We start from the raw sequence: 11,036 nt of genomic DNA, 5'->3' as shown, positions 1-11,036 counted from the left end.
TCCCGAGCGAAGGTAATGCACCTTGAATGGCGGCGATTCTAGGCGGCACTCGACACGGCGATAAGCGGGGATATATGTGAATCTTTGTTACTGAAACGGCGATAATGCTTTGGTCTGGCTGACATGCAATCGTTACTTCATGTCACAATTTGCCATCTATTCAGAGATGTACTCATGGACACCCTGCAAAACATGCGCGCTTTCAGCAGCGTGGCACAGGCGGGCAGCTTCACCGCCGCCGCTGCCGTGCTGGACACCACGACCGCCAACGTCTCGCGCGCTGTGTCCAACCTTGAAGCGCACCTGCAGACCCGGCTGCTCAACCGCACCACACGACGCATTGCTCTCACCGAAGCGGGCAAGCGTTACCTGTTGCGCTGCGAGCAGATTCTGGCCTCGGTCGAGGAAGCCGAGGCCGAAGCGAGCGACGCCCATGCAAGGCCCGCCGGGCAGCTCAAGGTGCATTCGATGCCGGGTGTCGGTCAGCACTATGTGATCGATGCCATTGCCCGCTATCGGCGCAACCACCCGGACGTCGCCTTCGACCTGACCATGACCCACCGGGTGCCAGACTTGCTGGAAGAAGGCTTCGACGTGTCGATCGTGCTGGCCAGCGAACTGGCCGATTCGGGCTTTGTGTCGCAACGCCTGGGCATTACCTACAGCATCGTGTGTGCATCCCCCGAGTACGTCAAAACCTTCGGCATGGCGCACAAGCCCGCAGACCTTTTGAACCATGCGTGCCTGCGCCTGGTGAGCCCGGTGTTCCCGCTGGACAAATGGCTGTTCGACGGCCCGGAAGGCCAGGAGATGGTCACCATCAACAGCTCGCCGTTGCTGGTCAACTCGGCGGACGCCATGAAGACCGCGATTTCCAGCGGCATGGGCATCGGTATCCTGCCGATCTACTCGGCCATCGAAGGCTTGCGCAACGGCACGCTGGTGCGCGTACTGTCCGACTATCGCTCGCAAGAGCTGAACCTGTACGCCATCTACCCGTCGCGCCAGTACCTGGACGCCAAGATCAGGACCTGGGTCGAATACCTGCGCGGCTCGCTGCCGGAAATCCTCGCGGCCGATGAAGCCGACTTGCACGTACAGGCACTCAAAGCGTCCTGCTGACATCGTACAGCTGCAAAAAGCGGCTGCCAAAGGGCGGGCAGGAATGTTAGCGTGCTACTCATTCAATCGCTCAAGAGTGACTGCCCGATGAAAAAAACCGTACTCGCCTTCAGCCGTGTTTCCCCCGAAATGGCCGAGCGCCTGGCGCAGGATTTCAACGTTATCGTGCCCAATCCCAAACAGGGCGATATCAACGCCCAGTTTGACGAAGCCCTGCCGCACTCCCACGGGTTGATCGGCGCAGGCCGCAAGCTGGGTCGCGAACAGCTGCACAGCGCTACCCAACTGGAAGTGGTTTCCAGTATTTCGGTGGGCTACGACAACTACGATGTCGACTACCTGAGCGAGCGCGGCATTCTGCTGACCAACACGCCGGATGTACTGACCGAAAGCACCGCCGACCTGGGCTTCTCGCTGATCATGAGCAGCGCCCGCCGAGTTGCCGAACTGGACGCCTACACCAAGGCCGGACAGTGGACGCGCAGCATCGAACAGCCCCATTTCGGCACCGATGTGCATGGCAAGACGCTAGGTATCGTCGGCATGGGCAATATCGGCGCAGCCATTGCCCGCCGTGGTCGTCTGGGCTTCAACATGCCGATTCTGTACAGCGGCAACAGCCGCAAGACTGAACTGGAACAGGAGTTGGGCGCACAGTTTCGCAGCCTGGACCAACTGCTGGCCGAGGCAGATTTCGTCTGCCTGGTGGTGCCGTTGAGCGAAAAGACCAAACACCTGATCGGCCGTCGCGAGCTGAGCCTGATGAAGCCTGGCGCCATTCTGGTCAACATCGCCCGCGGGCTGATTGTCGATGAACCGGCACTGATCGAAGCCCTGCAGAACGGCACTATTCGCGGCGCTGGTCTGGACGTCTACGAAAAAGAACCGCTGAGCGAATCGCCACTGTTCCAGCTCAAGAATGCCGTCACCCTGCCCCACGTCGGCTCGGCCACCACGGAAACCCGCCAGGCGATGGCCGACCGCGCCTACAACAACCTGCGCAGTGCACTGCTGGGCGAGCGTCCGCAGGATCTGGTCAATCCGCAGGTGTGGAAGGGCTGAGTGTCATACCGCTGTTGATCGTTCCTTGCATGAGGAACGATCGACACTGGCTCAAGCCAGCTTGCCGTTCACCACAACGGCAACCGGCCTGGCTTTTCTGAACACCAGCACATTCCCCGCCATCACCAGCACCAGCCCAAGCAAGGCGGCAAAGGTCCACTGGTAGCCCTCAACCCATGTCGAGATGTTCAGCGCCACAATCGGGAACAGCACGGTGCAGTAAGCCGCGCGCTCCGGGCCCATGCGCCCGACCAGGGTCAGGTAGGCGGTAAAGGCGATCACCGAGCCGGGTATCACCAGGTAAAACAGCGAACCGACGTAGCGCGTGTTCCACTCAAACGTGAACGGTGTGCCGCTGAGCAGGCAGTAAATGCCAAGAATGCTTGCGCCGTAGAACATCCCCCAGGCATTGGTGGTCAGCGGGCGCAGGCCGGCTTTTTGTTGCAGGCTCGACAGCATGTTGCCCGCCGAGAAGCACAGTGTGCCGAGCAGGGCCAGGCCCAGGCCGATCAGGGTCTCGCGGCTGGCGCTGTGCCCGGACAGCTCGGGCCAGAACAGACACGCCAGCCCCAGCAAGCCCATCGCGCCACCGGCCATGACGTTGCCGGCGATTTTCTGGCGAAAGAACACCCGCGCATTCAGCGCATTCCATAACGTCGAGGTCGAGAACACCACGGCGATCAGGCCGCTTGGTATCCATTGGCTGGCGGTGTAGAAACACATGAAGTTGACGCAGAACAGGCACACGCCCTGCGCCAGACAGATCAACTGGCCGCGACGATTGACCGGTTGCAGGCGTTTGCTCAGCAACAAAAAACCGAACAGCACCAGGGCCGCCAATGCGAAGCGATACACGATGGAGACTGGAATAGCGACATCGCCGAGTTGAAGTTTCAGGGCGATCCAGGTCGTGCCCCAGATCAGCACAGTCAGCAGATAAAGCGAAATGTTCATGGTGCAGGCTCCTCAATGAGCCATCAGTCTGCTGCGTCCGGCGCGCGCGCCGTTTGCATAATCTTGCGCTTTTGATTGAACAGCTAATGGCAACGGCATGGGCTGCGGGTAGGATACGAAGCCTAGAGGGATCACTATGTCAGCCATCGACTCCATTCAGGTCTTTCAGGCCTTGAGCAGCTCACCCCATGCCCGCCTTGAGCAAAGCGCGCCGCTGGGCGACGGCTTGATGGCCGCGCAGTGGAACAATCGGCACGACTCGCAGGAATATCACGCGCCGACTCATCACACGTTGTCGTGTTACATCGCCGACGGCACCGGTACGTTCCGGCGCGGCCAGCCTGATCAGAAAGGCTCACCGGGCAAACTCTGCGTGCTGCCCGCAGGCCACGAGTCGGCCTGGGTGGTGAATGGCGAGATCCGTCTGGCACATTTGTATTTCAGCCAGGAACACTTCGCGCTGGGCTGCGTGACCCTGCTGGATCGCGAGCCTCGCGAAATGCAATTGCGCGAGCACACCTTCCTCGACGACGAGGTTCAGGCCAGGCGATTCCAGCAGTTGATTCACATGAACTGGGCAGAGCCCGGCGAGCGCTTGCTGACCAGCAGCCTGGCGCACGAGATGGTCAGCCATGCGATGCTCAGTCAGGTAGGGTTGCGCGAGGGTTTACGCCTGAAAGGCGGACTGGCTCCGCACTTGCGGCGTCATCTGGTGGACTTCATCGAAATGCACCTGGCCGACCCGCTGAGCCTTGGCCAACTGGCGGGGCTGTGTGCGCTGTCGGAATACCACTTCGCACGCATGTTCCGCGAAAGTTTCGGCCTGCCGCCGCATCAATACCTGTTGGCACGACGCATCGACCAGGCCCGCCGGTTGCTGCGCCAGACAACCACACCGCTGGGCGAGATCGCCCTGGCCTGCGGCTTTGCCAGCGCGAGCCATTTCAGCAACCGGTTTCGCCAGGCCGTGGGCGCCACACCGGGCGAATATCGTCTGGCGCTAGGCCAATAATTGGCTCATGGCGGCAAACGGGCTGAGCAGCGCGCCGCATCCCGCCAGTGCAAGCACCCAACGCGGCCGAAAAGGCAGCAGCGCAACCAGCAACACCACGCTGCTCATCAAGACGGCAAACCAGTGCACAACCCCAATCATCCAGCCATCGGCATCGACCGCCGCCCACGACGACAGCACCAATGCGCTCCAGCCGATCAATTTGAGCACCCGGCGGCGACGCCCGGTCAGCGAGCCTTTGAGCAGTTCGCTGTAATGGCGCGCCATCGACAGGCACAGGCAGGTGAACCCCACATAACACAGCAAGGCCGCCAACAGCATCAGTGAGTCTCCTGAGGGGTGGCCTGCACGGCAACGCGGGCTGTTTCAGCAACAGGTACAGCCTTGAACTTCAGCGCCGCCCAACCAAGAAATACGCCAGTGATCAGCGCCGTCAGGTCAAAGGCGGCGTGCACCCAACGGCCTGCCAACAGCGAATCGAGCAGATAGCGGCCGCTGGTCAGCAGATCGAGCAGCGGCAGCCCGGCAAACAGCAGCGCGCCCAGCGTCAGTTGTTCTCGCCATGCATTACGCCCTTTGCGCATAAGTGCATGCACGACTGACAAGGCCCAGAGTGTGAAAAACACGCTGATTTCCCAGTCGGCGCGCCCGGAGAAGCCCGAGGGCAGCAAACGGTTGGACCAGAAGAAGCCCGCCACGGCGATCATCAGCCCGGACATGCTGGCGATGTTCAGCACTTGCACCAAACGCAACTCCAGCGGCAGCACACCGGTTTTTGCGTGCTTGAGCTGACGCTTGCCCAGCCACATCACCAGCCCGGTGCCGATCATTGCGGTTCCGGCAACGCCAAAGATGAAATACAGCCAGCGCAACAGCGGCTCGGCAAAATGGCCCACATGCAGGCCGTACATCCCGCTCGCTATTAATAAAGCAGTCGGACGCTGCGGCACCTCATTCTGCAGCTCGCCGCTGACACCGTTGAAGGTCAGCGCACCGCCACGGTCCGGCACGATGCTGCCTTTGTCGTCACGCGTGAGCAGCACGATCGCTGTGCTGTCCCCCGGGTTATTGACGATCACCCGGCCCACCTGACCGCTGTCCCAGTTCGCGTTCGCCGCGCTGACCAACGGCGCGAGTACTACCAGCGGCGCAGGTTCACCCGCTGGCTTGACCGTTTCAGGGGACGGAAAGGCTTCGCGATAGAACGCCTGAACGGTGTCGTACTGGCTCAGAATGCTCGCAGGCATAACCATCGACATGAAAATTACCAGGCTGCTGTAGGTGATCATCAGGTGAAACGGCAGCACAAGAATGCCCAGCGCGTTATGCCCGTCCAGCCACGAACGCTGGCCCTTGCGCGGGCGGAAGGTAAAAAATTCCTTGAAGACTTTCTTGTGAATGATGATCCCGCTGATGAGTGCGACAAACATCACCATCGCGGCAATGGTCGCCAGCCAGCGGCCCCAGGGATGTGGCATCTGCAGCTGGTAATGAAATCGATAAAAGAAGTCGCCGCCACGGGTTTCGCGCGCCTGCACTTCGCTGCCGGTTTGCGGATCAAGCAGTTTGCGCACGAAGTTGTTGCGTTGCCCGGCCTTGCCCTCCGGCAACCAGCCAACCGTCAGGCCCGGCGTGCGTTCGTCAGGCAGGCTGATGAACCAGCGCGTCGCCCCGGCGGCATGGTTTTGCAGGTAATCCTGAGCCCGTTGCACGCTGGCACCGGCATCAAGGGCGCGCAGCGGGATCTCCGGCTGCATCCACTGGGTGATCTCATCCTTGAAGTAGGAAAGCGTGCCCGTCAGAAAGATCGCGAACAGCAGCCAGCCAAACAGCAGCCCGACCCACGTGTGCAGCCAGGCCATTGCCTGACGGAAACCGTCCTTCACAGCAGCCACCGAACGCCAGCGTATGCGGCCCCGAGCAATGCACACGGCGTGAGCACACCAACCCAGGCCTGTAGCGCCGTGCGGCAGGCAAAACACCAGAGCACCGCGACCAGATAAAAGAGGAACGACAGCATCATGCCCGTCACCACCGCTTCGGCGCGCGGAACCGGCAACCACTGCGCGATGCAAATACTGACCACCGACGCCAGCAGGTAGCCGCCAAGGATCGCCGCCAGCGAACGCGAGGTGACGGCCAGCCGATAAGCGACCGTAAGCCTTTTGCCTGTAGTTTTCGGCGCGCGCTTTTCTGGCACAGCCCTGCCTGCGGTGGTGACGTCCATCAGAAAATATTCACTGGGTGATTAAAACCAAAGGGGCAGGATCACAACGCAATGGCAAACGTTGTGATAAATCCCTGCAGGACCAGCCGCTCGTCCCTGTCAGGACGAATAAAGCGCAATATTAATGATAAATATTCTCATACGCAAAAGAGTCTGCCAGAATCCACGCCATCAATGAGTCCCCGTGGATTGTTCTCCGTGATGCACATCGCCCACTCCGCTCCCAATCACACTGTCGAAGGCCTGTATCGGGCGCATAACGTCTGGCTGACGACCTGGTTGCGGCGCAGGCTCGGCTGCCCCCACAGCGCAGCGGACCTGGCGCAGGACACCTTCGTCAAAGTGCTGGGCGCACGCGATACCGCGCAGATCATCGAGCCTCGCGCCTTTCTGACGACCATCGCCAAACGCGTGTTGTGCAACCACTACCGGCGTCAGGACCTGGAGCGTGCCTACTATCAGGCACTGGCAGAGCTGCCCGAGTGTGCAGCGCCTTCGGAAGAAGAGCGGGCGATCATTCTTGAAACGCTGGTGGAGCTGGATCAGTTGCTGGACGGCCTGCCAGCGCTGGTCAAACGTGCGTTTCTGATGTCGCAGGTCGATGGCCTGAGCCACGGCCAGATCGCCGCCGAGCTGGATATTTCCATCGCGACGGTCAAACGCCACCTGAACAAGGCCGCGCTGCGCTGCTACTTCGCCTTATGAACCTGAGCAACGATTCCCTGAACAAATCCGACATTTCGCCTGCCGTGGCGCAGCAAGCGGTCGGCTGGCTGCTGGAAATGCAGGAGGGCGCGCTGGACGCCCGCCGCCAGCACGCGTGGCAGTCATGGCTTAATGGCAATTCCGAGCATCAGCGGGCCTGGGCGCATATGCAGCGGGTCAATCAGCGCCTCAGCGGCCTGTCCTCGCCGCTGGCCCATGCGGCGCTCGGCGCACCGAAATCCGCCGGGCGTCGGCATGCCTTGAAACTGCTGTTGCTGCTGGGTGCAGGCTCGATGGCGGGCTGGAGCCTGCGCGAGCAGATTGCCCTGCAACCGTTGCTGGCTGACTACAACAGCGGCGTGGGCGAACAACGCAAAGTTGCGTTGAGCGATGGCAGTCGGGTGCAGTTGAATACCGCCAGTGCCGTGGATGTGCGCTTCGATGCGCAGCAGCGTTTGATCAAGCTGCTACAGGGCGAACTGCTCATGAGCGCCTCGGCAGACGCTCGCCCGCTGAACCTGTTGAGCGCCCAGGGGACTGTCAGGGCGTCGACAGGCAGCAGCCGCTTCAACCTGCGCCAACTGGACGGGCGCACGCAACTGGCCGTGTTTGCCGGCGCCATCGAAGTCGCACCGGCGAACAAAAGCGGACCCGGCTTGATGCTGCGCGCCAGCCAGCAGGTCACGTTCGGCCGTGATGCCTGGGACAGCGTGCGCACGGTGGATGCAAACAGCGGCGCGTGGGCCGACGGCATGCTGGTGGCGTCGCGCATGAAGCTGTCCGACTTTCTGGCAGAGCTGGGGCGTTATCGACGCGGCCGTCTGAACTGCGACGCGAACGTGGCCGACCTGCTGATTTCCGGCAGCTACCCGCTGGCCGACAGCGAGCGCATCCTCGACATGCTCCAGCTCGCCCTCCCCGTGCGCGTGCAGCGCTTCACCCGGTACTGGGTGAACGTGCAGGCACGGGTTTGACTGTCCCCATGCTCAAGCACGTAGCGTTATCCACGTCCTGAAAAGCCCGGAATACGGTACTGAAACTACCCTGATGATCGTTCCCACGCTCTGCGTGGTAATGCATTTCGTGACGCTCTGCGTCACACAGCTGTTTTGCGATGTCAGTGATGTTCGATTAAGGCTCAAGGCACCTTTTCGCCCCTCGGCGAGTGACTTTGAAGGATCAAAGTAACCAAAATCCTGGCTCCGTTTCCGGCCCGACTTCGTCGGGTTCCTTCGCCCTGTCACTTACGTCGCACTCTGCGTCGTCAGTGCCATCGTGATAAAAAAGCGCTTTCGTTTATGTGCAGTGATTGCGGGCCAGGCATGACATTGCGCCGCAGCAAGAATTTGACGCGGAGCGTCACAAAGAGCATTCCCATTCAGGGCCTGCAGAAAAATGGGCGGCCCTCGGAAAATAATTTCAAAAAACGTGAGCCGTTTTCTGCCGCTCGCGTGACAGACAGGGAAAGCATCTCTCAACCTTCCGGTCAAAGGACTCCTGCATGTCAGCCCGCCCTACCCAACTCTCACCGCTGGTGCGCACGTTGCGCCATGTCATTTTCGGCGCCAGCCTTTCGGTCGGCAGCCTGTCGATGGCTTATGCTGCCGATGTGGCACCCAAGGTGTATCACATCGCGCCGAGCGAGCTTGAAGCGGCGTTGAGCCAGTTCGGTCGAGAATCAGGCGTGCTGATTTCCTACGGTTCGCAGATCACCAGCGGTCTGAAAAGCCGTGGGCTGGAAGGGCAATACACGCCCGAGCAGGGCCTCAATGCCTTGCTCGAAGGTACGGGCTTGCAGGCGATGGCCGACGGTAATAACGGTTTCACCCTGCAATCGGCCAGTGCCGCTGGCGCACCGATCGAGCTGGGCGCATCCACGGTGATCGGTGACTGGCTGGGTGAAGCGCAGCAGACCAATGTCTTCGAGCACCCCGGCGCACGTGACGTGGTTCGTCGCGAAGAATTCGAGCGGGTCGGCGCAACCTCGGCGCGTGAAGTGCTCAATCGTATCCCCGGCGTCAACGCTCCGGACAACAACGGAACGGGCAGCCATGACATGGCGCTGAACTTCGGCATTCGTGGCCTCAACCCGCGTCTGGCGTCACGCTCCACGGTATTGATGGACGGCATCCCTGTGCCGTTTGCGCCTTATGGCCAGCCGCAGCTGTCTTTCGCGCCGATCAGCATGGGCAACATGGACGCAGTGGACGTGGTACGTGGCGGCGGCGCCGTGCGTTATGGCCCGCAGAACGTGGGCGGTATCGTCAACTTCGTGACCCGCGCCATCCCTGACGCGCCAACCCTCAAAGGCGGCATACAGACCGAAACCAGCCCATCGTCCAGCCACGATGGCTTCAAGACCACCGGCAACCTGCTGGCAGGCGGCACAGCGGACAACGGCCTGGGCGGCGCGATTCTGTATTCCGGCGTGCGCGGCGGTGACTGGCGCGAGCACAGCGACACCCAGATCGACGACTTGATTCTGAAGGGCAAATACCAGATCGACGAGGCCAACAGCCTTAATGCAACGGCGCAGTATTACGAGGGCGAAGCACAGATGCCCGGCGGCCTGAGCGTCAAGGATTACGATGCCGATCCGTATCAGTCGACGCGCCTGAAGGACAAGTTCTGGGGCCGCCGCACCCTGTTCAACTTCGGCTATCGCTATGAAGAGGATGCGCGCGTATTCACCGCCAACACGTTCTTTACCAAGACCCTGCGCAGCGGTTATCTCGACCAGGGCAGCTTCGTTTCCCTGTCGCCGCGCGAATACTGGGTGCGCGGCCTGGAAACACGCTTTTCACAAGGCTTTGCCCTGGGCGAAACCTGGCATGAAGTGGGCGTCGGCTACCGCTACGTCAACGAGGCCGGTCACGAACTGCGCTATCGCGAGCCAGTGACCGGCAACCTGCCGACCACCGCCAGCCGCAACGACCGCGACACGCGCGGTGCTACCGAAGCCCATGCGTTCTACATCGATGACCGTATCGACATCGGCAAGTGGACCATCACGCCCGGCGTTCGCTACGAGATGATCGACACCGCGCAGAACAACAACCTGACCAACGCCAGATACCAGGGCGACTACAGCACTGCGCTGCCTGCGTTGAACGTGCTCTATCACCTGACCGACACCTGGAACCTGTACGCCAACACCGAAGGTTCGTTCGGCAGCGTGCAATACAGCCAGATGCCCAATCGCGTCACCGGGGATGAAGTCAAACCGGAAAAAGCACGCACCTGGGAGCTGGGCACGCGCTACGACAACGGCAACCTGCGGGCTGAAATCGGCGCGTTCCTGATCAACTTCGATAACCAGTACGACAGCAACCAGACCAACGACACGGTCATCGCACGCGGCGAGACGCGTCATCAAGGGATCGAGACCAGCGTCAACTACGCGCTGGAAGGTCTGAACCCGATACTGGCCGGTTACGATGTTTACGCAACGTATGCGTTTGTTGACGCGACCATCCGCGAAGACGGGCCGAACAAGGGCAATCGTGTGCCGTTCTCGTCAAAACATAAAGGCACGATGGGCGTCAGCTACACCGAAGGGCCGTGGAAGCTGAATTTTGACAGTTCATTCCAGAGCGACCAGTTCGCCGACAACGCCAACACAGCAGCGGAAAGCGCCGACGGCAGCACCGGCAAAATCCCTGGCTACATGCTGTTCAGCACCCGCGCCAACTACGATTTCGGCCCGCAACTGTCGGACCTCAACGTAGCGGTCGGGATGAAGAACATCTTCAACCGCCAGTACTACACCCGCTCGTTCGACGACAATAACCGCGGCAAATACGTCGGCGAGCCGCGCACGGTGTATGTGCAGACGTCGGTTGCGTTCTAGTTTTGCGGGAGCGTGAGGAACGAGAGGTGTCCGCAGACCCGCTTATCGTGTCGACACTCTACGTCGGCATGCAGTTCGTGACGCTCTGCGCCACCGATCTATGG

At 60.9% G+C, this 11,036-nt stretch carries 10 protein-coding genes; 6 read left to right on the top strand and 4 right to left on the bottom strand.

The window, feature by feature from the left end; translation table 11 throughout:
• Positions 1-174: 174 nt before the first annotated feature.
• Complete coding sequence (locus tag PSPTO_RS06415) at positions 175-1,122, top strand: LysR family transcriptional regulator (RefSeq protein WP_005615366.1); 948 nt, start codon at positions 175-177, stop codon at positions 1,120-1,122.
• A gap of 87 nt (positions 1,123-1,209) precedes the next feature.
• A complete protein-coding gene (locus PSPTO_RS06410; protein ID WP_011103472.1) occupies positions 1,210-2,184 on the top strand; it encodes a 2-hydroxyacid dehydrogenase in 975 nt (324 codons plus the stop codon).
• Between the two features lie 51 nt (positions 2,185-2,235).
• On the opposite strand, the gene PSPTO_RS06405 is transcribed toward PSPTO_RS06410, so the two are convergent.
• Positions 2,236-3,138, bottom strand: a complete 903-nt coding sequence (locus tag PSPTO_RS06405; RefSeq protein ID WP_007244060.1) for a DMT family transporter — start codon at positions 3,136-3,138, stop codon at positions 2,236-2,238.
• Positions 3,139-3,274: 136 nt separating this feature from the next.
• Between PSPTO_RS06405 and PSPTO_RS06400 the strand changes: the two genes are divergently transcribed.
• On the top strand, positions 3,275-4,150 hold the full coding sequence (locus PSPTO_RS06400) for a helix-turn-helix domain-containing protein (protein WP_005764184.1): 876 nt from the start codon (positions 3,275-3,277) through the stop codon (positions 4,148-4,150).
• Here PSPTO_RS06400 and PSPTO_RS06395 read toward each other — a convergent pair.
• Genes PSPTO_RS06395 through PSPTO_RS06385 form a run of 3 tightly spaced genes read right to left on the bottom strand, consistent with a single transcriptional unit; the run spans position 4,139 to position 6,377 of the window.
• Positions 4,139-4,471, bottom strand: a complete 333-nt coding sequence (locus PSPTO_RS06395; protein WP_011103471.1) for a DUF3325 domain-containing protein — start codon at positions 4,469-4,471, stop codon at positions 4,139-4,141. The two genes, PSPTO_RS06400 and PSPTO_RS06395, sit on opposite strands and share 12 nt — an antisense overlap.
• Complete coding sequence (locus PSPTO_RS06390; RefSeq protein ID WP_046463402.1) at positions 4,471-6,012, bottom strand: PepSY-associated TM helix domain-containing protein; 1,542 nt, start codon at positions 6,010-6,012, stop codon at positions 4,471-4,473. The genes PSPTO_RS06395 and PSPTO_RS06390 overlap by 1 nt, the downstream gene beginning before the upstream one ends.
• A 20-nt stretch (positions 6,013-6,032) precedes the next feature.
• On the bottom strand, positions 6,033-6,377 hold the full coding sequence (locus PSPTO_RS06385) for a DUF3649 domain-containing protein (RefSeq protein WP_007244063.1): 345 nt from the start codon (positions 6,375-6,377) through the stop codon (positions 6,033-6,035).
• Positions 6,378-6,578: 201 nt separating this feature from the next.
• Here PSPTO_RS06385 and PSPTO_RS06380 point away from each other — a divergent pair, with 201 nt between their 5' ends.
• The 3 genes from PSPTO_RS06380 (at position 6,579) to fecA (ending at position 10,932) form a co-directional block, all read left to right on the top strand.
• A complete protein-coding gene (locus PSPTO_RS06380) occupies positions 6,579-7,082 on the top strand; it encodes a sigma-70 family RNA polymerase sigma factor (protein WP_010205787.1) in 504 nt (167 codons plus the stop codon).
• Positions 7,079-8,056 carry a FecR domain-containing protein gene (locus tag PSPTO_RS06375; RefSeq protein ID WP_005764194.1) on the top strand — a complete coding sequence of 326 codons (978 nt, stop codon included), beginning with the start codon at positions 7,079-7,081 and terminating at the stop codon, positions 8,054-8,056. The genes PSPTO_RS06380 and PSPTO_RS06375 overlap by 4 nt, the downstream gene beginning before the upstream one ends.
• 527 nt (positions 8,057-8,583) lie before the next feature.
• Positions 8,584-10,932 carry a TonB-dependent Fe(3+) dicitrate receptor FecA gene (gene fecA / locus PSPTO_RS06370; RefSeq protein WP_011103468.1) on the top strand — a complete coding sequence of 783 codons (2,349 nt, stop codon included), beginning with the start codon at positions 8,584-8,586 and terminating at the stop codon, positions 10,930-10,932.
• Positions 10,933-11,036: the final 104 nt, after the last annotated feature.

Source organism: Pseudomonas syringae pv. tomato str. DC3000 (assembly GCF_000007805.1).
GTDB lineage: Bacteria > Pseudomonadota > Gammaproteobacteria > Pseudomonadales > Pseudomonadaceae > Aquipseudomonas > Aquipseudomonas avellanae.
Note: the sequence above shows the minus strand (reverse complement) of the source record. Positions and strands in the feature narration are given on the sequence as shown.

Bases quoted from the DNA above. Each gene is read 5' to 3' on its own strand.
- PSPTO_RS06415 (WP_005615366.1), top strand. From the start codon at position 175: ATGGACACCCTGCAAAACATGCGCGCTTTCAGCAGCGTGGCACAGGCG.
- PSPTO_RS06410 (WP_011103472.1), top strand. From the start codon at position 1,210: ATGAAAAAAACCGTACTCGCCTTCAGCCGTGTTTCCCCCGAAATGGCC.
- PSPTO_RS06405 (WP_007244060.1), bottom strand. From the start codon at position 3,138: ATGAACATTTCGCTTTATCTGCTGACTGTGCTGATCTGGGGCACGACC.
- PSPTO_RS06400 (WP_005764184.1), top strand. From the start codon at position 3,275: ATGTCAGCCATCGACTCCATTCAGGTCTTTCAGGCCTTGAGCAGCTCA.
- PSPTO_RS06395 (WP_011103471.1), bottom strand. From the start codon at position 4,471: ATGCTGTTGGCGGCCTTGCTGTGTTATGTGGGGTTCACCTGCCTGTGC.
- PSPTO_RS06390 (WP_046463402.1), bottom strand. From the start codon at position 6,012: ATGGCCTGGCTGCACACGTGGGTCGGGCTGCTGTTTGGCTGGCTGCTG.
- PSPTO_RS06385 (WP_007244063.1), bottom strand. From the start codon at position 6,377: ATGGACGTCACCACCGCAGGCAGGGCTGTGCCAGAAAAGCGCGCGCCG.
- PSPTO_RS06380 (WP_010205787.1), top strand. From the start codon at position 6,579: ATGCACATCGCCCACTCCGCTCCCAATCACACTGTCGAAGGCCTGTAT.
- PSPTO_RS06375 (WP_005764194.1), top strand. From the start codon at position 7,079: ATGAACCTGAGCAACGATTCCCTGAACAAATCCGACATTTCGCCTGCC.
- fecA (WP_011103468.1), top strand. From the start codon at position 8,584: ATGTCAGCCCGCCCTACCCAACTCTCACCGCTGGTGCGCACGTTGCGC.